At 52.4% G+C, this 25,725-nt stretch carries 22 protein-coding genes; 1 reads left to right on the top strand and 21 read right to left on the bottom strand.

Going from position 1 to position 25,725, the window contains the following annotated elements; all coding sequences use genetic code 11:
• Window positions 1-66: 66 nt before the first annotated feature.
• The 19 genes from RB298_RS11555 to RB298_RS11465 form a co-directional block, all read right to left on the bottom strand.
• On the bottom strand, window positions 67-1,149 hold the full coding sequence (locus tag RB298_RS11555; RefSeq protein WP_145037917.1) for a glycoside hydrolase family 172 protein: 1,083 nt from the start codon (window positions 1,147-1,149) through the stop codon (window positions 67-69).
• A 14-nt stretch (window positions 1,150-1,163) separates the two neighbouring features.
• Entirely contained in the window at window positions 1,164-3,182 is a 2,019-nt protein-coding gene (locus RB298_RS11550) for a hypothetical protein (protein WP_486047110.1), read from the bottom strand.
• 160 nt (window positions 3,183-3,342) lie between these two features.
• Window positions 3,343-5,568 (bottom strand): DUF6259 domain-containing protein, encoded by a 2,226-nt coding sequence (locus RB298_RS11545; protein ID WP_486047109.1) that lies wholly within the window; start codon window positions 5,566-5,568, stop codon window positions 3,343-3,345.
• Window positions 5,569-5,597: 29 nt separating this feature from the next.
• Complete coding sequence (locus RB298_RS11540; RefSeq protein ID WP_145037911.1) at window positions 5,598-6,425, bottom strand: carbohydrate ABC transporter permease; 828 nt, start codon at window positions 6,423-6,425, stop codon at window positions 5,598-5,600.
• Window positions 6,426-6,442: 17 nt separating this feature from the next.
• Window positions 6,443-7,330, bottom strand: a complete 888-nt coding sequence (locus tag RB298_RS11535) for a carbohydrate ABC transporter permease (protein WP_277746240.1) — start codon at window positions 7,328-7,330, stop codon at window positions 6,443-6,445.
• An 84-nt stretch (window positions 7,331-7,414) separates the two neighbouring features.
• Window positions 7,415-8,815: an ABC transporter substrate-binding protein gene (locus tag RB298_RS11530; protein ID WP_486047108.1), complete on the bottom strand. Its 1,401-nt coding sequence runs from the start codon at window positions 8,813-8,815 to the stop codon at window positions 7,415-7,417.
• 75 nt (window positions 8,816-8,890) lie between these two features.
• Entirely contained in the window at window positions 8,891-10,012 is a 1,122-nt protein-coding gene (locus tag RB298_RS11525; protein WP_486047107.1) for a glycoside hydrolase family 183 protein, read from the bottom strand.
• A 47-nt stretch (window positions 10,013-10,059) separates the two neighbouring features.
• Window positions 10,060-11,169, bottom strand: coding sequence for a glycoside hydrolase family 172 protein (locus tag RB298_RS11520; protein ID WP_486047106.1), 1,110 nt, complete (start codon window positions 11,167-11,169; stop codon window positions 10,060-10,062).
• A gap of 159 nt (window positions 11,170-11,328) precedes the next feature.
• Window positions 11,329-13,029 carry a ribulokinase gene (locus RB298_RS11515; protein WP_486047105.1) on the bottom strand — a complete coding sequence of 567 codons (1,701 nt, stop codon included), beginning with the start codon at window positions 13,027-13,029 and terminating at the stop codon, window positions 11,329-11,331.
• Between the two features lie 12 nt (window positions 13,030-13,041).
• Entirely contained in the window at window positions 13,042-14,838 is a 1,797-nt protein-coding gene (locus RB298_RS11510) for an L-fucose isomerase (RefSeq protein ID WP_486047104.1), read from the bottom strand.
• 41 nt (window positions 14,839-14,879) lie between these two features.
• Entirely contained in the window at window positions 14,880-15,884 is a 1,005-nt protein-coding gene (locus RB298_RS11505; protein WP_486047103.1) for a LacI family DNA-binding transcriptional regulator, read from the bottom strand.
• 233 nt (window positions 15,885-16,117) lie between these two features.
• Window positions 16,118-16,750, bottom strand: coding sequence for a ThuA domain-containing protein (locus RB298_RS11500; RefSeq protein WP_486047102.1), 633 nt, complete (start codon window positions 16,748-16,750; stop codon window positions 16,118-16,120).
• 27 nt (window positions 16,751-16,777) lie between these two features.
• Complete coding sequence (locus tag RB298_RS11495; RefSeq protein ID WP_486047101.1) at window positions 16,778-17,500, bottom strand: SDR family NAD(P)-dependent oxidoreductase; 723 nt, start codon at window positions 17,498-17,500, stop codon at window positions 16,778-16,780.
• Window positions 17,501-17,661: 161 nt separating this feature from the next.
• On the bottom strand, window positions 17,662-18,492 hold the full coding sequence (locus RB298_RS11490) for an aminoglycoside phosphotransferase family protein (RefSeq protein ID WP_486047100.1): 831 nt from the start codon (window positions 18,490-18,492) through the stop codon (window positions 17,662-17,664).
• Between the two features lie 82 nt (window positions 18,493-18,574).
• The gene (locus RB298_RS11485) at window positions 18,575-19,138 is read right to left on the bottom strand and encodes a histidine phosphatase family protein (protein WP_486047099.1); all 564 of its coding nucleotides are present in this window, start codon (window positions 19,136-19,138) and stop codon (window positions 18,575-18,577) included.
• 244 nt (window positions 19,139-19,382) lie between these two features.
• A complete protein-coding gene (locus RB298_RS11480; RefSeq protein ID WP_096774600.1) occupies window positions 19,383-19,631 on the bottom strand; it encodes a transcriptional regulator in 249 nt (82 codons plus the stop codon).
• Window positions 19,632-19,809: 178 nt separating this feature from the next.
• Window positions 19,810-20,160 carry a VOC family protein gene (locus RB298_RS11475; protein WP_213579041.1) on the bottom strand — a complete coding sequence of 117 codons (351 nt, stop codon included), beginning with the start codon at window positions 20,158-20,160 and terminating at the stop codon, window positions 19,810-19,812.
• 205 nt (window positions 20,161-20,365) lie between these two features.
• Window positions 20,366-20,521: an FAD-dependent oxidoreductase gene (locus RB298_RS11470; RefSeq protein ID WP_486047248.1), complete on the bottom strand. Its 156-nt coding sequence runs from the start codon at window positions 20,519-20,521 to the stop codon at window positions 20,366-20,368.
• Window positions 20,522-20,904: 383 nt separating this feature from the next.
• Window positions 20,905-22,785 carry a beta-L-arabinofuranosidase domain-containing protein gene (locus RB298_RS11465; RefSeq protein WP_486047098.1) on the bottom strand — a complete coding sequence of 627 codons (1,881 nt, stop codon included), beginning with the start codon at window positions 22,783-22,785 and terminating at the stop codon, window positions 20,905-20,907.
• A gap of 166 nt (window positions 22,786-22,951) precedes the next feature.
• Here RB298_RS11465 and RB298_RS11460 point away from each other — a divergent pair, with 166 nt between their 5' ends.
• Window positions 22,952-23,842 (top strand): helix-turn-helix transcriptional regulator, encoded by an 891-nt coding sequence (locus tag RB298_RS11460; protein ID WP_486047097.1) that lies wholly within the window; start codon window positions 22,952-22,954, stop codon window positions 23,840-23,842.
• A gap of 33 nt (window positions 23,843-23,875) precedes the next feature.
• Here RB298_RS11460 and RB298_RS11455 read toward each other — a convergent pair whose 3' ends face one another.
• Entirely contained in the window at window positions 23,876-24,670 is a 795-nt protein-coding gene (locus RB298_RS11455) for an SDR family NAD(P)-dependent oxidoreductase (RefSeq protein ID WP_192571448.1), read from the bottom strand.
• Between the two features lie 119 nt (window positions 24,671-24,789).
• Window positions 24,790-25,635 carry an aldo/keto reductase gene (locus RB298_RS11450; protein ID WP_096774266.1) on the bottom strand — a complete coding sequence of 282 codons (846 nt, stop codon included), beginning with the start codon at window positions 25,633-25,635 and terminating at the stop codon, window positions 24,790-24,792.
• Between the last annotated feature and the right edge of the window lie 90 nt (window positions 25,636-25,725).

Below are 25,725 nucleotides of genomic sequence, written 5' to 3'. Positions count from 1 at the left end.
AGCAGATGCAACAGGGTCCATGGCTTCACACTATCACCATACCGGAAGCTAAGCAATAGCGCCTGCTTATATAACCTCCCGCTCATCGTTATCCGGGAGTTCCGGGAATGGCGCATGGGGCTCCGCCTGATACCAGAACGCCGTCGATGCAATATCGCTCTGCTGCGGCAGGTATCTGCCTCCTGACCTCCAGCCGAGGTCCTGGATCGTGACGCGAAGATCGCTTTGGAAGCGGATCGGATCCATGACATGCCATCGATACATGCCGAAGCGCTGCTGGCTGCGATATAATCCGTCCGGCTTCAGCACTTGGTGCATCCCCAGATAAGGCGTCGAGTAGGTTCGGTACGTACCGATCGGCTGTTCCCAGTTCCAAGCTCCGCCGAAATAATCCTCCGTTCCCGTACCGCAGATGGTCGGGTAATCCTGGTCCCCGTCCATATAAAACTTGATCTCCCCTTCGCCCCACCAGCCGCTGTTGTTCACCTGCCAGGCTAGGTAAGTCCCTACATAGTGCCCCTGTCCCTTCACGCCATCCAGGATCGTGTAAACGTCCTTATAAGGAACGGGATTCGTTCTCCGCCACTGTGCATGAAAATAAGCCTCTTCTTCGGGGATGTCCGTCAGGGTATAGTCGATTTGGTAGTAAAGGACCGCCTTTTCCGGCGCGCGATTCTCCATCGTCAATCGGGCTTGCTTGCGAAACGGCATCTGCCAGTAGCTGTTCATGCCGCCGGCCGGATTGACGGCAACCGGAATCGAATTGACATCGCTACGTTCACCCCACCCGTTACAGAACAAATCGCCCACCGGAACCTCAACCGAAGGGTCCTGCTCTTCGTCCCAATACATGCGGATAATCATATTGCGCCACAGCGACGGATGACAGGTCAGCCAAATATGCTGAATGGCCCCAGGGCCTTGAATGTCACCCATAGTAAAGGTTTCTCCCGGCATAATCTCCACGGAAGGAGACACCTTCCAGCCCGCGCCCAGATCCCTGGAAGCCGCTGCACCCGTGCCGTCCGTCGCCATGCCCCCTTTTCCTTTCTCGCCGGTAAAATTCTCCGCGCTGATGGATCTCGTCTGCGCATTAGACAGCTTGGATAAGTTTCCGAGATGCATGTTGAGCCCGTTAAAGTTCATCATCCGTAATCGCTCCTTTAATGTGTGATATCGTATCCGTACCGGTCTTTCAACGTCTGACCCAGATGGGCCTTGATCCGCAGGTAAGCTTCGGCGGCCGCGCCGTTCCCCCAATCAAAAATGGTGAAAGTCCCCATACCCCGCCCATCCTCACCTACATCGCCGTCATGACCGTAATTCTCCATCATGAAGCCGTAATCCTTCTCGTTAAAGAAAGGATACGCCCGTTCCCACTGCTGTTTTGTTTTTATATTCTCGGGGCAATACATCATGGCAAAAGAGGCCTGCAATGCGGCAACACCGCGTTCAATATATTCCGGCTGGTCCAATTCCACGCCATATTGAAGGATCAGCTCGGCAAACAGGCTTTGCCTCGCATCATTCCACTCCCCGTCGCAGTTCATGACGCCGAATCCGCCCAATACGTCAACATACAGATAGGGAGGCTGCCAGGAGGCTTGCGTCATCAGCATTTCATCCAGCACACGTGTGCCGAGTGTCAGATATCGCATCTCGCCGGTCGTCTTGTACATCTGAAATAAGGCCTCCGCCGTCCAGAACATGGAGAAATTGCACTGCTTGAACATGTTATTCCTAACCACCTTGCAGCCGGGGAGCTCTTCGCGGCCATAGGAGCAGCAGGACCAATACGTCTCAAAATCCTCCCATCTGCCGGACGGCACGATCTCGTTGACGACAACCTCCAGCGCCCTTACTGCCGTTTCCAAATATGTGGGATCCGGCCGCATGTCGTGCAGCTTCAGCAAAAACGTGACGGAGAGCGACGTCTCCGGAGACTCCCGTAGAATATCCAGCGGCGCTAACGTCTCTTGGTCAAGCCAGGCCGGAAAATAGCCCTTCTCGTCCTGAAGAGCCAGAAGCGCATCCGCATAGCGTACGGCGTATTCCATGAGCCTTGGATCCGGCTCGATTTCATCATGCCAGCGAAGCATGAGCAGCGCCGTCCAGCTCATGTCCAGCTCATGGTAAGGCGCTTCCGCGATCGAGCCCCAAGGATCGGCCGGATTGCGATTGGAATTCCCCCAGAAGGCATGGTCCCAACTACCTGACCGGTTAACTTCCTGTCCCTCCACCATCACCCGCTTCATCTCCGTCGCAATAACGGCGGGAAAGAACCCGCTTCGCTGCGGAGCAGCAAGAGCCAGCTCTTTCATGAGCCTGGCTTTGCGAACCAGTTCCGGATCATCCTGTTTCTTACCGTAACGATAGAGGCCTTGCGCCGAACGAAGGGAGCTGAACCACGCTTGGTTCCAGATCGATCGGCTTTCCCGTTCGTTCGGAACGCCAGGATAATTCGGACTTTGACTCACGTCGGCAATGAATACGGGAGCCCCGACCTTCAGTCCGTTCCATTCGAATTCCTGCCACACCGTATCTTTCCAATGGCGAAAAGCCCAGTCGTACGCATGTTTTACATAGTGTTCGAGAGGAGCTCTGTCATGGATGCCCTGACGGAGTCGGGAGTGACCCCATCGCTCCCATAAAAATTGCAGCACCGGCCGCCAGGGGTTCAATGCAGCTTGATCATCCTCCAACGTCATTAGGTAGAAGCCGATGCAGAACGTTCCGGGCGAATAAGCAGCACCCTCCACCTTCTCAAACAGCACGTGATCACTCACACGGGTCCGGCTCATTCCCAAGACGAATTGGTTGTTCGGAGCATCCAGATCCAAGTACCAACGAGCGTCCGCATCCTTCGCGATCAGATCCAGATCCGGTATCAGTGTGAGCAGTCTGGTGCCGTCATGAGCAATGAGGGCAGGCGACCGAAAGCAGTGCTGATCCATCACATGCCGGGAAGTCGGCGTTATATGAGGAGCCCAGTGAAAATACGGCTGGAACGCAGGCTCCAGGCGCAGCTGCCAATCATCCTGTCGTATCTCCTGATCCAGCTCAAATGTCATTATGCAGTGATAAGTGCCTTTATCGATTTGTTTAAGACTCAGCTTGGGAGCTGCACTCCCTAATTGGTCATAATCCCACCGCTTTACATAAGCGTCCGGTAATTGTGCCATAAGTCCTCCATTCTGCTCGTTTTCCGGCAAGAAATCCCCCGCCAGCGACACGTCGTCCATTCTTTAACAGGCTGAAATCGTCAATCTGATCCAATTGTCCGACGTCGCCGCCCCAATTTCTATCATCCTCCGCCTCAGAAAACCGCGTCATTGTGCCAAGTTAAGGCGAAGTCAGTTCCAACATTGCTATGCTTCGTGCCGGCAGCTTAAGCAAACGCAATCCGCCTTGTTCCATGGAGCAATCAATGGCCGGCTCTCCCGCTTTCGTGTACAGCTGCCCGGTCACGGTCGTCTTTCCGAAGTCTTCCGGACGGAGCTCGATGCTTATTGTCTGCTCCTCTCCGGTCACATTCGCAAAGAACAAGCCGACATCCCCTTGATCATTCTGCCATGCCGAGTGGATAACGGCGTCTGTCAGCAGTTCTCCCGAGTTGTTATATTCCGGCGTATCCTTGCCGTGGTTGTAATGAAACCACTTCATCGGCGTCATAGGAACGTCGAAGGAGAGCGGCCGAAGCATCGTGCCATACGACCAATACGGCTTCGCGGCACCGATTCGCAGCCGTGCATACAGAGCCAAGTAATCGGCCCTGTTCGCCGAGAAGGCATACCCGCGCGGTTCAAACGGATAATAATGCTCCTCCGCGGTATTTTCGTTGCCGTCCAGCGCCTCCATCGGACTGTACTCGTAATTCAATTCGTACAGGCCGCCCCAGAGATACGTGCGTGCTACCGTAAAATAGTAAAGCTCTCCGATTTCCTCGGTCAGCTTGCCCCAGCCGTCCAATCTCAGCGCGCCGTACTCGTGATATACGTAAGTAAACATCGGGATGAGATAGGCCGCACCTGTTTTAAGCAGCTCCCGGATCGGCCATCCTTCGAGCGGCGCCGCCGGCTGCCCCCCTGCCCGGGCTTGATAGTAGTCGATCAGATCCAGCATCGTTTCATTCATCATCTCGGTACCCATGGGGATATAGCGTCCGGCTGTTTCGCACATGGCCGCCTTCGTATCGGCAAAGTTCCGCCGGTAAGCCTCCTCAATGATGCTGCCGGCTCCGACCGGATGACCGTGGCTGTCATCCATGCAGATCTTCAGAATGTTGTTGGCGGAGATATCGTAGTAGATCGAATCGATGTCATCGCTCTGCTGCAGTGCCGTATCCCGCCTCACATGAAAATCGTGGGTGTACGGATGCGCCGGACAAAGGAACGGAAAGCGGTAAGCATCCACGCTTTTTTTCAGCTCGGGAAACTTCTGCTCGGCTGCTCTGCCAAGCTCTCCGTCGGCTCCGTCAAAATGATAAAGGTAATCGAATTCGAACGGAGCGAAGCGATGGCCCAGCTTTCGGATCAGAGCGATGTTTTCTGGGTTGAAGCGGGTCGGAAACCAATCATCATATCCCCCCGGCACGCCGCTGCCGAAGGTTTGCGGCCGATGCGTCCAATCGGGGCCCAGGATGTGGAGCATCGGCGTTCCGATGCAGTCGTGGTATTGTTGTATCCATGCCGTACGATCCGATCCCGCATTGATACCGAAGGTTGCCGCGCCCATATCCTCATGCAGCCATGGACTGCCTTCCTTCGCAGCCCTCTCCGAAAGCTTGCCGCGTCTACACCACTTCTGTTGCACGGCCCAGCACTTGTACCGGTCAGCAGCTTCGTACCAGCCGCTTCCTGACAGAATCGACACTTGCACCGGATAATGCGGCTTGATCCCCTTGCCGGGTCCCATATCACTGCAGCCATGGATCACGGAGGCTTCCAGCAAGCCGTTCCCGTTCTTGAAGAAATTGAGCCATTTCGGATGGCCCTCGCCGTCCAGGGCAGCGAGTTGCAGCCCGCCCCTGTCTTTGCCGTAATAGGCAAAAAACTGCATCGTTGCCCCGGAGAAGCTCTCCGGATACGGCATGAAACGAAATCCGATTCCGTCCGTTTCAAATACCTTCATCGGGTTGTTGACCTCAAAGCCGGTTGCAAAGGAATGGGCGATATAATCCTCCTCGCCGTGCTCCGTGATCGTGGTCAAATTCGGAATAACCGGATATTCCAGGCTCAGCAATCGGATTCCCGAATGGTTCTCTGCTGCGCATCGGAATTCAATGCAATCCGCTTCTTCTGCGAGCTTTACGGAAGCCGTGACGATCATACCTTGCTGCGTGTCCCAGCTCAACTGAACCTGATCTGTCCCGTCTTCCGTATTTTCCCTGCTCCATCCGAAGTTCTGAAAGGAGCTGTTGAAACCCGCGTCCGTCTCCAAGCGAAATGGATCCGCCGTGCCCGTATCCGCGATAAGCCCGATTCCTCTAACGTTATCGCGAATGCCTCGAACCGTGCCGTCATTCTCGCTGATTTCCAGCCGGATATGCCTGTTCTCAAGTATAATCATGCCCCACCTCCACCTGTTGGCTTAGAATGTTACTTCAAACCGGAGATTTTGATTCCTGAAATGATGTGCTTCTGGAAGAAGAGGAACAAGATAATGGTCGGCAGGCAGGAAAGCGCCGATCCGGCCATCAGCATGCCCATTTCGGTTGCCCGTTCGGAACGGAAGGTGTATAAATATTGCATGATTTGAAAGAGCTCCGGGTTGGTGATCGTCATCGTCGGCCATACGAAGGAGTTCCAATAGGCCAAATAGGAGCCTATGCCCACGATGACGAAGACCGGAAACGACATTGGAATGAAGATATGCGTAAAAATCTTGATCCTTCCTGCTCCGTCAATCAGCGCCGCCTCTTCAAGCGCCATCGGAATATTCAAGTAGAATTGGCGGATGAAGAACATATGACCCGCGGAAGCAATGCCGGGCAATACGAGCACCGCCAGCGTATCGAGCATTCCCATCTCATTCACCACAATGAAGGAGGTCAGCAGAATGGCCATGCCTGGAATGAACATGGTGACGATGACATAAACCCACAACATCGTCTTGAACCTGAATTCCAGCCTGGCGAAGACGTAAGCCGCGGTGGCGTTCACGGCCAAGCTCAGCGCCGCGAAGAGAACGGCGCCCCCGAATGTGACCAGCATCGATTGAATGAAGGTCGCGTCGCTCAGAATATCCGTATAATTCTGAACCATCCATTTCTTCGGGAAGAAACGGAACGGCGTTGCAAGCACCTCCGCCTTATCTTTGAAACCGGCAATGATGACCCAGAGCAGCGGGAACAGCGCCATGATCGTCACCAGTCCGGTCAAGAGCGTCATCAATGTTTTTTGGACACCGTTTAACGATTTCATCATGTTATCCTCCTGCCTTCTTATCCGTCGATCGCTTTTTCCGAATTCAGTACTCTGAAGATAATGGCCGAAATACTGCCAAGGACCACAAACAACAGCAGCGATGCCGCGATGGAGTTCCCGACCATGACGTCGTTTCGGAAGTGGTTCAGGATGTAGAGGTTCGGCGTCGTGGTCTCGCTGAGCGGGCCGCCGCCCGTCATGACGAGGGACAGCTCGAACTGGGAGATTTGCGCCGTAAATCCGGTTACGAGCAGATACAGGATCACATTGCGCATGAGCGGAATCGTGATGTACCACATGCGAACGAAGATGCCCGCCCCCTCGAGTTCGGCAGCCTCATAGTAACTTTTTGGGATATCGTGGAGGCCTGCCAGCATGATGAGCGTCGTGAGTCCGAAGCCCAGCCACACGGCTGGAGCCGCGATGCTCGGCAGCGCCGTTGCCACGTCGGCAAGCCAGGCTTTCGGCTCCGATCCGAACAGCCCGATGATGTAATTGGCCAGGCCTCCGGCATAATCGAAGATGAAGACAAAGATGACCGACGCCACGATTCCGGAAATAATGGTGGGAATGTAGACGGAAGTCTTAACAACGCTTGCGAAACCGGAGCCCAGATTCTTAATGATGTTCGCGAACAGAAACGAGAGAATCAGCATCGTCGGAACGACCATCAGCGCGAACTTAAGCCCTACCCAGATGGATTGGAGAAAGAGGTCATCGGTCAGCACCATATAGAAATTCTGCAAGCCCACAAAGGTGGAATCCTGATAGAAACTCCAATTATAGAAGCTCACCCGCAGTGCATAGAAGAACGGAATGATGACAAAGACGGTCAGCAGGATGACGATGGGAGCGAGCAGCATGTAAGCCACGCCGTTGTCCTGCCGATAATTTTTCTTGAACATGTAGCGTCACCACCATTGGCCAAGGATGAAGCAGCCATCCGAAAATAACATTTCGAAAACCGGATTTCCGGACGGCTGCCAACACTATTTTTTCGGATTCGTACCGGCAAGCTTATTCTTCGCGATGAAATCGTTAATGTCTTTCTCTGCCTTCGCCAGCGCCTTATCCACCGAAGTACCCTTCATGGCGGACTCGATGGACGTGGCGAGCGCGAAGCTGATGTCCCACGGATAAACCGGCTCAGCCTGCGAATGCGGAATGATCCGCTCGGATACGAGTGCACGCCATTCATCCTTGGATGCATCCGGATCGGATTTCATCGCTTCGTCCACGGATTTGCGCGGGGAGAACTTGGAGAACTGGGACGTCTTGAAAAAATCGATCATGATGTTCGGGTCGCCTGCGAGCAAATAGGAGATGAAATCGGCCGATTCCTGTGGATGCTCGGATTTGCCGTCCACCGCCAGCGACCAGCCGCCGAGCGTTGCCGTCGGCTTCGTCAAATCGCCGTCCATCGATGCCATCGGCGCAATCCCTACCTTATCCACCATGTCTTTATAGGTGTTGCGAAGCTGACCGATCGCCCAGGAACCGCAAATCTGGATGGCGATCTTGCCTTCGCCGAAAGGCTTGATGTCCGCATATCCGGCCAACGCCTGCTTCGGCATGACGCCGGACTGGTACGCTTTTTGGTAAAAGTCCAAAACGGCCTTGTAACCGTCATTGTTCACGTCCGCTTGGGACCAGTCCTCCGTAACCGCCAGATGACCTGCCCCGTTATACTGCAGCCCCCAGCTCGACCAGCCCAGATCCGGCGCAGTTTGCGCAATCGATAAGCCGAACACGCCTTTCTTGGTCAGCTTCTGGGCCGCATCCAGAAGCTCAGCCCATGTTTTCGGCGGCTGATTGGGATCAAGCCCGGCTTCCTGGAACATATCCTTCCGATAGAACATCACGGCAGACGGCTCAACCAGCTTCGGATATGCATAGTACTGACCGTTAACGGATACGAAGTCCTTCATGTTGTCGTACAAATCATCGAAGGCTGAAGGCTCCATTAAATCGTTCAGGGCCATCAGTTGACCCGTTTTTGCCGCATTGGCCACATTGCCGTAGTTGATCGTTCGGATGTCCGGTGCCTTGCCTGCGGCCTGCGCTGCTTTCATCTTCTGGTCCCAGGCGTCGGCCGGAACGATGGTCAGCTTCACTTCAACCTCGCTCTGGGATTTATTGAACTCGCCGACCCATTTCTTGAACCAGGCATCGGTGGTATCCTCGAATTTTTGCGCCCAGAAATCGATCACAACCTTGCCGCTGGCTTCATCCCCGTTGTTTGCGCTTTCATTTTCCGATGGATTGCTTAAAGCTCCTCCTCCGGGACCGCCAGATCGTCCGCCGCAGCCCGTAACGAGCATCGCCAGAACAAGAACAACGGAGAACAGAACAGGCCAGGATTTGAAGCCGATGGTATTTTTCTGCATCATGAACCCTCCTTTTAATGGATCAAACTATTTAAACGCTGGTCCGCATTTAAACCGATCATTCTTGGAATCCGCGCCTCACTTTTCGAGCGAAGCCTTAAACCAGAAAACATTGTAGGGATCCCATAAAGACAATGTGAAATAGATCGTCTGCCCGTCATTCTCCGTATACCGATCGTTCATATAGGGCCCGTATAGCCCCGGATAATCCTCGGCCCGGACCAAATCCAGGGGCTCGCCCCAAGGCCCCCAAGGCGTCATGCCTTCACGTATGACAACCCCTTGGCCTTCCTTCAAATAGGTCATCAGCCAGCGTTCCAGATAAGAATTCCACACTACGGACAGCTCGCCGACGGTGTCATCCACCACATACCTGGCATCCTTCATATCCGCGCTCCACCTGGGACTGCCGTCATCGTTCAATCCGCTGTAATATCGGTACTCGGACATATTCTCGATGTGCTCCTCGCCCACCTTCATAAGCTGAACGCCGCCAAAGCGGCCCGAAGGAATCCCCCAAAAATAAATATCCGAACCGCCTGCTTCATTCTCCACCTTATAGGGGCTAACCTGGATGAAATTGCTGTCTCCCGGCCAACGGAGCCGGTCCTGCAGCTCCCAGGTTTCACCGTTATCGGTCGATTTGGCCACGCTGCTGTAATTGGCGTCCCACTTCCCCGGATCGCCCCAATGGTTGACCGACATGTAGTGCAAATACAAGGCACCGCCTGCCGCAATGCCATGGGTCGGAATTTTCGTCATTTCTTCGTAATCGATTTTGGCGGAAGGCAGCAGTTCCTTCGCCGTGCCGAATTCATCCGTGATCATTCCCTCGAATGCGATACCGTCAGCCGGATGAGCGTCCGTTGTATAGGCTATCGTATTGGAGCGCCAATAGCTTCCCCCTCCGCCTGTCTGATCAGGCGCCCTCTCGCCGAACGTATCCCCGAACACGAAGTAAGTTCGTTCCCCGTCATTCATCATGGAACCCAGATCGGTGCCGTACACGGCGTATTGATCGGTACGATTGGGGGAGGATTCCCCGGTTAATTGCGAAACCTGCTCCACGCCGGTCATGCCTTTTAATAAAAAGCTTTTGTCTGTCGCATCAAGCAGAGGATTCACCTTGCCGCCCCCCGCGCAGCCGCATAACAGCAAAATCATGCCTGCGAAGAGGGCATTTTTCCATTTCAAGCTCATCTCCCCTTTCGATCTGATTGTGGATTCCTATATTCCACCCGTGAACATCAGGGATTGTTATGACCGAATATCTGATTCAAACTTGCAGGATTGAGCGGCTTCGTATCCGGCATTGGCAAGCGTTTATCCACCTTTGGCAGCTTCGGGAAAGAACGATGGGGTTCCGCCTGGTACCAGTACGCCGTCGAGGAAATATCGTCGCTCCGATGATTGTTATGACCGTGCTCAATCGTGACCTTGATGCTGCTATCGAACATGATCGGATCCAGGATATGATACCGGTACGTGGAGATTTTTCCGCTCCAGTTCTGGCCGCCGCCCATAATGATGCCATGATACGGGGTGCACACCTCCTGCTGCGGACACCAGGCCGTATTGAAATAATCCTCCATGCCCGTGCCGTGCAGAGTCGGAGGCCATGGCTCCCCATCGATGAAGATCATGTCGTCTCCTTCGCCGTACCAGTTCCATTCCCGCGTATCGCGGAGGTTATGGACATTGAAGTTACAGCCGATGTAATGGCCCTTCCCAACCGCGTCCAAAATGACATAGTTGCCGCTGCCCGTCGTATTCTTGCCGCCGAATTCGTAGAAAGCGTTATCCACCCCGTGATCCGCGATCCCGTCGGTCGGATTTTCCCGGTGCCACTGGGCATGGAATCGCAGCTCCTCCTCGGGCAGCTTATCGTACGATTCATAGTCCACATAGAAATAAAATTTAATCGGATGCTCCGCTTCGCTCTCGATCGTTATACGAGCGCCATTCCCATACGGCATGCGAAAAAAGCTGTTGAATGCTTTGCCGTCCTCGGGACTCATCATCAACGCCGCTGACGTATAATTTTTGGTGAGGCCGTGCCCCATTCCGAAAAAATCGCCAATCGGCGCTTCCACGCTGGGCTCGGTCTCCTGGTCCCAGTACATGCGGAGTACGACTTTGCGCGGCAGATACAATTCCTCGGCAGGGGCGTCGGTCGCCATGGTCATCCAAATATGGGTGATGGCACCCGCTCCCGGAATGCTGCAAATTTCGGTCAGGTCGCCCGGCTGGATGGAGAAGTAATCCTTATTCCCTCCCGAACGGTCGTAGCTGGATTCCCTTTTTCTTTTTCCGGATCGCTTGCGGCTGAGTGAAGATAACGCTGTTTGATTGTCCATGGATGATCGCTCCTTATAAGTTGATGGCGTAGGTAAAAAGCGCTTCTTAAAACGCTTTGCCAACAATATGACATCGATTGCAGAATGGGTGGTTAAGGAATGCAGGCCATGCTACCAACACGATAGCCTGCATTCCTTATGTGAGTCATAACCCGTTGTCTATCCTCGGGCCGAATCCGTTGATCCTTCAGAGTTAAAACTGCTTCTTAACGCTTTCAGCCGTTTCAACACCCCATTTTCGTCCCTGCCCAAATAATCATGAAGTCCTTTATACTCCTTGTATAACAGGTCATACATTCGGACGTTAGCTTCAATCGGCTTGAATGTTTCTTCCCGAACGCGGGCCATCGCCTCCGAAGCTTCCACGATGCTGCCATATCCTCCCTGATCTTTGCCTGCCGCAACCGCACCGAACATGGCTGCGCCAAAAGCGGCCGTCTGGACGGTATCCGCGATCTTGATCTCTTTGCCGGTAACGTCGGCATAAATCTGCATCAGCAGCCGGTTGCGCTGCGGCAATCCGCCGCAAGCATAAAGCTCCTGAACTTCAATGCCGCTATCGGTAAACGCCTCGATAATAGCCCGGGTACCAAAGGCTGTGGCTTCGAGCAGGGCCCGATAAATCTCCTCCGGCTTGGTCTGCAAGGTGAAACCAAGCATGACGCCGCTAAGATCGGCATCCATCAGCACGGAACGGCTTCCGTTCCACCAGTCCAGCGCAAGCAGTCCGCTTTGTCCAGGCGCGTATCGGGCCGCTTCCTTCTCGAGCCACTCATGAACGCCAAGCCGCTCTTCTGCAGCCTTAAGCCTAACGTATTCCGGAACTGCCTCATCCACATACCAGGCGAATATATCGCCAACGGCCGATTGTCCTGCCTCATACCCGTAATAACCGGGAATGATCCCATCCTCGACGACGCCGCAAATGCCTTCGCCGGTCACTTCTTTGTCGCTTAAAATCAAGTGACAAGTAGAGGTTCCCATAGCGAGTACCAGCTTCCCCGGGGTTACGACGCTGACGGCCGGTACCATCGCATGGGCATCGATGTTGGCTACGGCTACCGCGGTTCCCGGCAGAAGCCCCGTCATCGCCGCCATACTTTCGGTTAATCCGCCTGCTTTCGAACCCAGGGGCTTGATCGCTCCTCTCAGCTTCGTCTCGACGAGATTTCCGAACCTCGGATCGAGCGAATGCAGGAACGCCTTGGACGGATAACCCTCCCGTTTATGCCAATTGGCTTTATAACCGGCGTTGCAGCTGCTTCGCGCGAGCTGGCCGGTCAATTGCATGACCACCCAATCGGCAGCTTCCATGAACAACACGGACCGTTCATATAATTCGGGAGCTTCCCTCAGAATCTGCAAAGACTTTGCAAGCATCCACTCGGAGGACAGCTTTCCTCCATAACGCGCAAGAAATTTCTCGCCCCGCGAAGCTGCGGCTGCATTGATCAGGTTCGCTTCTTCCTGCGCCGCATGATGCTTCCACAGCTTCACCCAGCTGTGCGGATGGTCCCTCCATTCCTCCGTCATACAGAGCGGGGTCCCGCCTGCATCCAGCGGCATCATCGTACATGCCGTAAAATCGATGCCAATGCCGATGACTTGATCAGCCGATATCGCTGCATCCGACAGCACGCGGGGGATCGATTGCCTAAGAACCTCCAAGTAATCCTCCGGATGCTGCAGCGCCCAATCCGGCTCCAGCTTCAAACCCGAATGGACCAGCACCTCGTCCATGACTCCATGCGCGTAAGGCGTCACATGGGTCGCTACTTCCTGGCCCGTCGTGATATCGACAAGCAGGGCCCTGCCCGATTCCGTACCGAAATCAACCCCGATGGTGTATAACTGCTTCATATCATCTGCCTCCTATTTGTACAAAGGACCATAAGACGCGCATGCCCGGTAATCGGCAGAAACCGGCTCCAGCCCGCCGAAAGCGGTCCAAGCGCTTGGCCGGAAGATCCGCTCCTCCGGCACGTTGTGCATGCATACCGGAATGCGGAGCATCGACGCCAAAGTAATCAAATCTCCGCCGATATGGCCGTAACTCATGGCGGCATGGTTGGATCCCCAATTACTCATAACGGTGTAAACATCCTTGAACAGTCCCTCGCCGGTAAGGTTCGGAACGAACCAGGTCGTCGGCCAAGTGGGGTCGCTTCGCTGGTCCAATACATCGTGCACGGCCTCCGGGAGCTCCACGGTTATTCCCTCCGCGATGTGAAGGACCGGTCCGACACCCGCGACCATATTGATTCTTGCGATCGTTGCCGGCATGCCTCCCCGGGTCGTGAAGTCCGTGGAGAATCCCCCGCCGCGGAAGAAATCAATAGCCGGACACCACTTGACTGCATTCAGACAATCCTGGACTTCCTCCTGCGTGATATCCCAGAACGGCTTCATGGCCGGCTTGCCGTCTTTCGATTGCCTTCCCGTTCCGTCTAGTGCTGCCGGTCCTGAATTGATCAGGTGGATCACGCCGTTGGCCGCAATGCCCTCCAGCTCGTATCCCGTCACTCGCTTCACGGCATCCGGACTCCAATATGTACGAACGTCTGCAAACACCTGGGCCGCATTCGTCAGGAGATGACCGAACAGCATCGTGATTCCATTCAGATTGTCATTCTCCGTTGCGACGATATACGGCTCCCTCAGACCGTTCCAATCAAAAGAGGAATTCAATATCGCCTCCATGAAATCCCCCGTCGGGAAGTAATCCGTCCAGGCACGCTGTCCCTGGAATCCTGCAGCCAGTGCATGTCGGCCGAGCGCTTCTTCTCCATATCCCATGGCCGCCAGCTTCGGATTGCCCACCATCAAATCGCGTGCAATCAGCGCCATCTTCGCGACGGTTTCCCAATCCTGTTCCTTCTGTTCTTCGGACCGCTTTAAATGCTCCGGATTGACGTCCGTTCCCGGCTTGCAATTCTGTTTAATCCAGACCAGTGCCCGCTCATATTCGTCGTGATCGTAAATTTCCAGCTCGATCCGCCGTACGAATTCGGTCATATCCACATATTCGTTGCGCATCCCCAGATACCTCTGAAAAAAGTTTTCGTCGACGATGCAGCCCGCGATGCCCATGGATACGGTGCCCATCGATAAGTAGGAGGTCCCCTTCATCGTCGCTACGGCAAGGCCTGCCTTGGCAAATTGCAGAAGCTTCTCCTGAACATCCGCCGTTATTTCGGTATCCCCGATATCCTGTACATCGCGTCCATAGATGGAGAAGGCCGGCAGACCCTTCTGATTATGCGCTCCCAGCGCCGCCGCCAGATATACGGCCCCGGGACGTTCCGTCCCGTTGAAACCCCAAATTGCTTTTGGCCTGGTCGGGTGGGTATCCATCGTTTCCGTCGGATAGCACCAGGATGGTGTCACCGAAATGGTAAGACCTACATTCTCCCTGGCAAATTTCTCTTCGGTTCGTGCGGCCTCAGCTACCCCTCCGATACAGGTGTCGGCAATCACGCATTCCACTGGAAGCCCGTTGCTGTGCCTTAGCCGTTCGGTGAGCAAGCGAGCGGTTCGTTTCGCCATATCCATGGTGACATCCTCTAACGATTCCCGGATACCACCCCGCCGGCCATCCACGATAGGGCGAATGCCGATTTTAGGCAATTCGTTCTGCAATCGATTGCAGATGTTTGATTGATTATGCATCTCCATCATCCTCTCTGTTTTTAGAGCGGCGGCATGTACGATCAGTTCAACTGTTTGACTTCATTGCTGTATATTTCATAAGCCGGTTCCTGCCGGGCTTCTGCCCGTATTCGGCTTAGAAGGATTTCTCCGGCCTTGATTCCCATATCGTAGGGATGCTGCTCCATGTAGTAGAGTCCCGATTCCTTGAGTAAAGGTCCGGCTTCCACCTCGCCAAAAGAAGCAACTGCCATGTCGGCAGGAATTTTCAGGCCGCTGCGCACAATCTCGAGCAGAACGCCAAGGCTCATGCGGTTATTCAGGGAAATGATGGCGGTTGGCCTGCGTTCCGCGTTCAGAAATTGCTGAACTGCCCGGATTCCGTCCTCCGTGGAAAAATCTCCGTTATACACCATGGGGCCCTCGTTCATCCCAAATGCCTTCATCGCGTTCATGACGCCTTCAAGACGTTCCCTCCCCGTGCTTGATCTCGTTGGCCCGTTAACTACGCCGATAGCCGTATGTCCTTCCTCGAGCAGCTTCCGGGTTAGGCGCAAGGCTCCCTCGGTATTGTCCTCGGCTACCAGATCGAGCATCGATCCTGTTTCCGGCGAGTCCAGCTTCCTGTCCACGAGCACGATCGGCATGTTGGAATCCGCGATCTGCTTGATCGCCGGGTCGTTCCCGCCCGACGTTGCCAATACGACGGCGTCCACGCGCTTTTCCTGCAGAAGCTTTAGCAATCGCCTCTCCTTCTCCGGGTTTTCGTCCGAGCTGCAAAATATTAACTGAAAGCCCTCTTTACCTACAATATCCTCAATGCCTCGGGATATGCCCATGAAATAGGGATTTGAAATATCGGGCACGATCACGCCGATCATGTACGTGCGGTCCTGCTTCAGGCTTCGTGCGATGGCGCTTGGACGATAATTCAACCGGTTCACGGCCGCCATCACCCGCTCTTTAATTTCATCGCTTACGTAATCGCTGTTGTTAAGCACTCTTGAAACGGTTGCCGTTGATACTTCTGCTGCCGCTGCTACTTGTTTAATCGTTGCTTTTGCCAATCATCTTTCACCTCAAAATATCATCCTGATTCCAGTATGTAATCGATTACGTAAACGATTACATACACAGAGTACAAGAAGGGACATGCTGCTGTCAACCCTCTTTTTAAAATTTTCCTCAAATACAAATCCGGACGGAACGAAGGCGTTTGGCACCAGGAACTATTCCGCGCAAATTAAAAATCACCGCCTTCGAGAGCGGTGATAGAATGCCTATGATGCATGCCGATTTTCTAGTCTACGCACTTCCGGGCAGCCCATAGTCCGCTCTCCCGAATCAGATGACGCACGGATTCTATCCGAAAAGACGGCGAATGATGACCTGGCATCAGATATACCACCCGGCCGGAGCCGTATGGATGTGCCCACGCCGCAGGCCAGCGCTGGCCGTCATGCTCGTATTCCGCAAAGACAACCGTTGTTTCATGCGGACTCAATTCGAACCGGTAGGGTTCTTCATCGATCGTAAAATCGGTTAAGCTCTCCACGATCGGATGGCTCCCCGATTGATATCGAACCGGCAGCGACGTATATGCCGGATGTCCCGTAAATCGCCCGCCGATTAACTTTTCCAGCTCCGTACTCCGCTGCAGCGAGATGCCGTTGTGGATAACTAACAGCCCCCCGCCGTTGCGCACATAGGATATAAGCGCTTGTACCTGATCTTCAGGTATCTCCCCATCCGAAAACTCTGCGTACGATATGAACAGATCATATCCCTCCAGCTTATCCTTTTGCAGTACGGCGTAATCATCCGTGCATTCCACGTCCATCGCAGGTTCGAAAATGGTTTGCAGTTCGCGGTCAATCTGCGTAAACGGATGATATTTCGCTCCCTCGTATTGTCCCAGCGCAATGGCTTTCATTGATTTGCAGTCTCCTCTCCCGCCCTTTCACCAGGGCCACACTTGTCCTTCATAATCCAGAAAAATCGGCTGTTCGCCAGCGTATGCCTTATGGTCCATCACAAGTTTCATGATGCGATCGGCAGACACGTCCGGCGGCACGGCCGCTTCTTGATTCAGTTCGCCGCTCATGTAGGATTGCAGCCACCCGGGATAGAACACCATGACCTGTCCTCCATCGGCTGACAGATGCTGATGCAGTATCGAGGATTGCATATTGAGCGCGGACTTCGACATACAGTAACCGTACATCTCCTTGCGTTTATTTCTGCTGACGCTGCCGGCTTCGGAAGAGATATTGACCACGAGCTTGTTGTTTCCTTGGATCAGCAGATCGATAAGTGCATGACTTACCCGAAGAGGTCCGAGGGTATTGACGTTGTAGATTTGGGCCATGTCGGCAAAATCCAGTTCGCCCTGAATGTTCGCCAGATCGGACCGTTTCGTGATGCCGGCATTGTTTATGAGCAGATCCAGATGCGGCGCCTTATCCCGGATCAGCTTGGCTGCCTGCTGCACGCTGGCATCGTCGCCGATATCAAGCGGAATCAGTTCCAGCTGGTCCGGATAATCCTCCAGCAATCGATCCAGCGCGTCCCAATCCTCCATATAGCGTCCGGCAAACACGGTGTATCCGTTTTCAAGAAGCCATTTCGCCAAGCTCAATCCTAAACCCCGATCGGCTCCCGTGACGCAAGCGATTGTTTCCAATGGGCATCAACTCTCCTTTATCCATTAAATGCGGTGCAACCGACATACGGGAGTTTCCCCAAATGCCATTCCTGCGTAATCTCTTCTAATGCTCTTTAGCAAACGTTTAAGCATAACCTGATACTGCTACACATTTTGCTTGATATTCATCTAGGAGTGCTTTAGAGCAGTTGGTCGTTTAAATATTCGTTTTTCGACAATATGGACCTAAACCTTGAGATGGTACGATGACCGATAGGTACATCATTCGCCTTAAACAGCATGATTCCTCTTAAACAGGCTATGGCTTCAAACAATTCAAGCTCTTGTTCTTCGTAACGATACTCGGCACAACATGCGGTACGATAGATGGCGGCTTGCTCTTCGCTTGCAAATACCCACATTACGATAATCGACCAAGCAACATCATATCTGGGATCCCCCCGTTGAGCATTTGTCCAATCGATCACCGTCAGCTTGTCTTTAGTCTCAAGAATATTGCCCAGGTGGTAATCGCCATGGATCAAACATGACTGTTTCATATCCGCACGCTGAAGAAGCTCTTCCAGAAGAACCCGGATATCGGGGTGGTTCTCGATGCGAGGAAAGAAATAATCGATGAACTCATATCGGGGTAACCGGTCACCAATAAAATCTTCAAGCGGGAGCTTATGTATATCCGCTAAAATCTTCACCAGCTTCGCTAGTTTACGCTGATCGACCGTTTGAACGGGCGTTCCGTCATAACTGGTCAGCAATGTTGAATCGCCATTTCGGTCCGTTCCCCAGCCCACGGGCTCAGAGACCGAACATCCATGCGTGAATAAAGCATTCAAAATCTGATATTGAGCATGTACATTCGGCTTGGACGCTTTGTTCCACACTTTCAGTACGTAGTCTGCCGTTGGCGCGGCAATTTTGATTACCTCTGCCTCCAGCCCCGAATCCAAGGAGACGGTATGAATTGAACCTTCATGCTCGAGCAAAACTTCAAGGGTATTGCTTTTCTCCACCCAGTTGATTTCCCGCAATGGGTTTCCGATGTTCATCACAGCCTTTCAAGGGATGTTAGCTTAGCGCTTACTGTCCAACAGCTTACAAGTTCATTCGGTATAACCCAGCCTCCCCGAGAAAATCTTTCCTAGTCAATCCTTTTTCTCCAAGCAATATCCGATAATTCGTTATCGTACCATCATGTGAAATAAAGAATATTTTTTTATAACTTTCCCCGATCCACTCTAACAACCGCGCAGCATATCGTTCGAAAATATCTTGTTCGATCCTATTGATCCCTTCTTTCCAGCAATCCAAATTGAAATCAAGAATTTCAATATCTCCATACAGATGGGTAATTTCCGTTTTAGAAAGGATGTGATCGCAAGCTAAAAAAGGAAGTTCGGGGTTCTGAGGAAACATTCTCGGACCAACCAATGGAGAAATAATGAAGTCCATGCCATTTTTTATAATCATTGCCGTCTCAATTGTACGTTTAGTGGGACTTACAAGAACTAAATCATCAGGATCCATTTTAATTTCATTTCGTAGCTGCGTTACTTGAAATTTGCCGTACTCTGTAAGACGAGGATGGGGCGTATTTAACCGATTCGGATAATCGTTGAGATGTTCTCCATGACCGTGCCGAATAAATGTGAATTCCATTTTCCGCCCTCCTAAGATCAAATCCCATATTAGGTATTCTATGATTTTATTGAGTAATCCTGCCCGTTAACTTAATGCTAGGTGCAGTGAAATATAGCTAAATGCTTATCTAACCGGTTCATGAATTGCGGAGAGTTTAAAAAAGGCAGCCGATCACAAATGATCAGCTGCCTTCTTATTTTGACAGAGCCATCGATTCCCGTGAACTTAGATCAATGAATCACATTTGTAGCCTTAGTGCAGCCTACCCATTATTCCGCGAATCTCCCTTTGCTTCATTATGGTGCGGAATTAATTCATATAAGGCACGAACGTCACAACCGATGGAATCGGCGATCGATACGGCAATTTTGAGTGGCATCACTCTTTTGTTCTCAATAAAGTCGTATACTCGTTCCGGTTTAATAAGCAAGTCTTTTGCCAACCATTCCGCTGACTTCCCGGATTCCACCAATCGTTCATTCAGTAAGCAACGTCCTAGTTCAAATTTCAAGAAATTATGACCTCCCACATAAGATTTACTTAACCTTAAGCGTCGTCCGTTGCCAGCATGAATATACTTCATAAAGGGGCCCGTAACGATGAAGTTCTCCATACGTCTGCCCCATTGGTTGGACGAGTTCCATTGCCGGGCTATCGCTGCCCATGCAACGATTTGCTCCATTTATTATTTAAAGATGGATAAGAATATTGATAAGTTTCCCGAATGGGTCCCTAACAAAAAAACGCCGAACCCCCCATGGCTCCTCGGTTGGTCCATACTCAATTGGAATTCCTGCTTCTTTTATCCGAGTTAACGCCTCATCAAGATCATCAACCTCAATCGACAGATCAGGCACAGGTGCTCCGGAGCCTCCCTCTGATAGGAAACTAACCTGAGTGCCCATTTTCTCATGCGAACCGTATGTTGCAATAAATCCCATATCCATTAGTTGATCAAGTCCAAGTACTTCCCCGTAAAAATACGAAGCTTTGGAAATGTCCTGCGCCGCAACATTTGTAACAATTCGTTTGACCTTCATTTTTCATCCTCCTAAAGTTTGATATCAAATTTTTACTCAACAATGGTCCCGTTCGAGGAACAACCTCATCCTTATACTCTCAGAATACCATAGTTTTACTTTTATACAATTATATATAAATTCGTTTTCACACTATTCATAAAGACGATTGGGAAACAGGTATATATACGTGACTTCGTGTTTCCAGCTTATGCTTTATCATTGTTTATGGCAAATTTATAGGCTTCTTCGTGATCGCCCTTCCCCCCGTCTGATTCTGACTTTCCAAAACGCCGACGCGTTTTCCTCCTCTTGCTAAATAAAGAGCTGCGGTCAGTCCGGCAATACCTCCACCCACAATGGCCACATCATGCTTTGCAATCCATCGAAGAAACCTCCTTCATGCGTTTTTGTCATTAAACAAGACAGGAAGGAGGCCGATTATGTGACAAAATGAAAACAGCGATCTAAAAATAGCCCGTATAGTGCAGCCCACAATGGTCGTCTATCTTGATTCGATTCTCCGCGCTGGCTGTAAAGGCTAAATATTGGCCCGGCCCGCAATGGATACATATCCCGCATTCATGAATACCTGCGGTGCTTACCGCTTGTTCGCATTCTTCATGCACTACGGAACAAGGGTTGCGACATCTTTCAGAGGTAATCGCAATATTTCTGCTCATTCCTTTTGGTGATTTGACCATAGATCCGTACAACAAAAAAAACCGCGATATCCGCGGTTTTCGAATGTGTTAACATACCAGCTTAATTCTTAGCGATTCTGGTCCGATCCCCGATCAGAGGGAATTCTCCGATCCGAAGCTTCGCGCTTCCGTACGGAACCAACTCCAATTCCGTAACGGGCTGGCCGTCCGTGTTCGGATGCAGCGGTGGGTTTCCGGCGTTGTTGCCTTCCATTTTCCAATCCCGGATCAGCTGGCCCTTCACCTTCACCCGTACAGGCGCATCGGCAGCCAGGAACGGTTGACGGACCACCTCCCGCTCCAGCACCTCGAACGACGTATCGGCCATCAGTCCGTATTTCCATGGGGAAGCAGGGTAGAGCTCCCAATCGTGGAACATCTCGCGCTGCCGGATCATCTGCCAGTTCTCCTTCACGGGCAGCACGTACACCAGCGGTCCTCTTGTAATGCTGGTTGCGTACATGCTGCGTGACTCGGTCTTCACTTCCATAGGCAGGTACAGTTCCAGCAGATCGCCGCTCTGCCAGGTCTGCACGATCTCGGCATAACCGGACTCTGCCTGAATTGTCATTTTGCGCCCGTTCAAGGTAATGACGGGATGGTCGCACCAGGCCGGGATGCGCAGCGATATCCGGAATGATTCCGCGCGTTCAAGCGACAGATGGATTTGAATGCGATCCTTGAATGGATATTCGCCGGTGACCGCAATCTCAGCGGACACGCCCTGGCGGCCAACCGTTGTTCTAACCGTGCAGGGAGCATAGGAAACGGCAACTAACCCGTCCTCCTGGTCCTTCATCCACAGGTGCGAGGCCAGCTTGGGCCAGCCCTGATGCATATTGGCCGTGCAGCACCCGAAATTCGGCTCCAGACCGAATACGTTGGCATCGGGACTGTTGCTCCAAGCCCGCGGAGCGACGTTGCAGATCATTTGGTTGACCTGCTGATCATACTGATGTGAGGTCCAGTCCGCAGAGATGGCGGCAGGCAGCGCATTAAACGCGACCTTCTCCAAAATATCCCCGAAGCGTCCCTCCCCGAAAATGCGCGTAAGCTGCTCCATCGAAAACATATACTCGACGACGGCACACAATTCAACCCCTTGGCTCGGATGGGTGCCGGACAACCACTCGTCTCCCGAGAACATGCCGTGCGCTTGCCCGTGGTACGTCATCAAGGAATCCATGCCCCGGTGTACGCTTTCCCGCTCCACGGGATTTCCGTGTAATTCATACAGCACGCCCGGCGTTTTGATGCCCATCGCCACGTTCACGACATGGGTTGTCCAATCCCACTCTTCAACCTTGCGCCAGAACGGAAAATCATGAAAAATACCGCTCCAGTCCGTGGTTTGTTCCGCGATCGTATCCGCAAGCCGCAGCAGGAAAGGCTGCGCCGTTCGTTTATGCAGCCACACGATGCACAGCAGCATCTCGGCCCCCCTGGTTTTGGCCCAGCCCCGCAGCGGCTGTTCCTCGATGACCGAATGGACGTAAGTAAAGAACTTGGTCAGAAACGGAATGATGCGTTCGTCGCCCGTTGCTTCCTCATGCTGCATCATCACTTTCAGCATGATCATGTAATGCCACCAATCCTGATCCTTATCGATATCCTGATTCACGGAGGTGATGCGCGCCGGACCGAACATGCCGTTCTCCTGCTGGCTGGCAAGCGACCACTCGACCCATCGATTCGCTTTAGCGATCAAAGACTCGTCCTCCAGCAAATAAGCTAAAGGAAGCAAACCGTCGACATAATAAGGTCCCCGCTCCCAGCTCTCTCCCTGGCCGCCAAGCCATCCGTTGTCTGCTCCGACGTCCTTCCACTGTTCCTCCAGATGTCCCGTAAACCCGCTTGCTTGAATCTCCAGCTGATCCTTAAGCCAGCCGGCCGGCTTAATCGCTCTAAGCGGCAAACTGTTAAAAGCCGTCTGATGCAGCATCGACTTCCACGCTCCTTGTTCTGTCTTATAGGTGCTTACTCAGGTAGAAATATATCATCTCAACCGGCGTTTCCCTATACACAGAAACAACATCTTTTTATCCGATTACAACATCATGATGGATTGAATCCGGAACAACAAAACGATTATCATGGAGAAAAGCTAGTTGGAGAAGGAGGACCGGCCGGAGATGATTTTCCAGTTTACGGCTCCGCCATTGCCGCATTATATGATTTGCGGAGAAGATACCTACCAGAAAGGAGATCGACATCCGGATCGGTATAACATCGGTGTCTTTGATCTGATTCTCGTGACCAGAGGGGAGTTATTCCTGGAAGAGAACGGAATATCTTACAGCGTAAAGGAAGGGTATCACCTGATTCTAAGACCCGATGCCGCACACCGTACGTACCTGCCCTGTCAGGAGGAAACCCATTTTTATTGGCTGCATTTTCAGACGGTCGCACCGTGGGTTGAAGCGGAAGAACGGATCCCGTTTGCCTTATCGCAATCGGATCACCCTTATGTGCAGTTCGATAATTTCTCTTTCTATATTCCCAAGTACGGAGAACTGTCTTCGAAAGAGCAGGCCGCACGTCTGATTGAACAGCTGCAGCTGCTTCAGCAATCGCCATCTTTCGCGGCACGCTGGAAACAGCAGCAGCTGATGCATGAGCTGCTGCTGCTGTTCCAAGCCGAAGAAGAAGGAATCCAGCAGACGCATCCTCATTATGCCATTGCCGAACGAACGGCTAACTATTTAAGAGCACATTACAAAGAGCCGGTCAGCTACCAGCAATTGTCCGATGCCATGCACTTTCACCAGAATTATATTTCCATTTGCATGAAAAAAACGTTCGGCTGCACGCCCCTGGAGTTCCTGACGCGGCATCGGATCGAGCAAGCAAAACGCTTGCTGATCCACACCAACGAGCCGATCGGACGCATAGCCGAGGAAACCGGGTTCGGCTCGTTTCCGTATTTCATTCGCTGCTTTGTTCGTTATACCGGGTTTAAACCCAACTCTTTCAGGCTAAAGTACCGCTCATCCCGATAGCATGCCATCGAATGCGTTAGGCCATGGGCTTGCTCAGAATACGCTTCGTACCAAGCCCCCGTCAATCCGGAGTGCCGAACCGTTGATCGCGGAGGATTTGGGACTGCTCAGGTAGGCGACGAAATCGGCAATTTCCTCCGGACGAATCAGCCGCTGAATAATGGAAGTCGGCCGATTTTCCTTCATAAACCGCTGTTCGGCTTCTTCGATGGTAAGATTCTCATCGGGATACAGCGTATCCAGCATCGTTTCGACGCCTTCCGTAAGGGTGGAGCCGGGCATAACGGTATTCACCGTGACGCGGGTTCCTGTCGTCAATTCGGCCAAGCTCCGGGAAAGGGACAGCTGCATCGTCTTCGTTGCGCTGTAATGCGCCATCTCCTGGGAGGGCATGACGGCTGCTTCGCTCGCGATAAAAATAATTCGGCCTTCATTGCGGCTGATCATGTTCTGCAAATAGTGTCGGGTTAAACGGACGCCGCTCATAATATTCGTCTCGAAGAACCTGAACCAATCCGCATCCGATATATCGAAAAATTCGGCAGGCTCGAAGATGCCTAAATTGTTGATCAGAATATCAACGACCGGTGCGGCTTCCCTGACCTGGTGGCAGCCCTCCTCGGTTCCGAGATCCGCCACGGCATAACGCAGCTCGGCATCCGGATGGACGGCGCGAATGTCATGGATCGTCTGCTTCACCTTATCCTCGTGTCTTCCATTGATAATGACCGACGCTCCTTCGGCTGCCAGCGACATGGCGATCGCTTTGCCGATGCCCGATGTCGAGCCTGTGACCAATGCGACTTTACCCTGTAAATCCAAGTTCATGATCCTCGCTCCTTTTCGTTATGTAGGAATGGACCCTCCCGATCCCCACCAGGGTGGAGAAGCTCAGGAGAGTCGCACTATTCATTACACTTATATGCTTGCGGTAAACGCCGATTTTTTTAGAAATCAAAATTGTCCGGGTCCGGTCCCACACGGTGATCCTGATTCAAGCTGTCGATGCGCTGCATATCCTCCATGGACAATTCAAAATCAAATAGATCGGAGTTCTCGGTGATCCGATGCTCTTTGGTCGATTTCGGAATCGTCACCACGCCGTTCTGCAAATCCCAACGAAGAATGATCTGCGCGATGGATTTATGATGCTTCTTCGCGATGATCTGAAGATCCTCCTGATCCAGCAGCTGACCCTGCATTAAGGGAGACCAAGCTTCTAGCTGAATACCGTTCGCCTGGCAGTACGCCTGCAATTCTTTTTGCGTTAATCGGGGATGATATTCCACCTGGTTCACCATCGGTTTGATGTCGGTTTCCTTCATTAACTTCTCCAGATGATGGATTTGGAAATTGCTCACGCCGATGGCTTTTACGCGCCCTTGCTTGTACAACGTTTCGAGCGCCTTCCACGCCTCTATATATTTCCCTTCAACCGGCCAGTGTATAAGGTACAAATCCAAATACTCCAATCCCAGCTTTCGCAAGCTTTCCTCATAAGCCTTCAAAGTCGATTCGTAACCCAGGTCGGCATTCCACACCTTGGATGTGACGAACAGATCTTCTCTTTTTAATCCGGCAGCTGCCAAGCCTTCGCGAATGCCCTGCCCGACACCTTCTTCATTGCCGTATATGGCGGCGGTGTCCACGCTCCGATAGCCGTGCTGAATGGCCGTACGAACGGCATTCACCAGCTCCGGTCCTTCTTCAACTTTAAATACGCCTAGTCCAAACCAAGGCATGTTAACGCCATTATATAAAGTGGTTGTATCTTGTAAGTGTTTTGCTGTCATGTTGATAAACCTCCGAATTTTTTTGGATTGTGAAAAAAATTGATGTACCTATTGTGCAGTATCTCCCATGATCCGCTCCGCCATCACCTC

The sequence above is a fragment of the Priestia sp. BR_2 genome, assembly GCF_041954005.1.
Classification (GTDB): Bacteria; Bacillota; Bacilli; order Paenibacillales; family Paenibacillaceae; genus Paenibacillus_AQ; species Paenibacillus_AQ lautus_A.
This window is presented reverse-complemented; position numbering and strand designations above follow the sequence as displayed.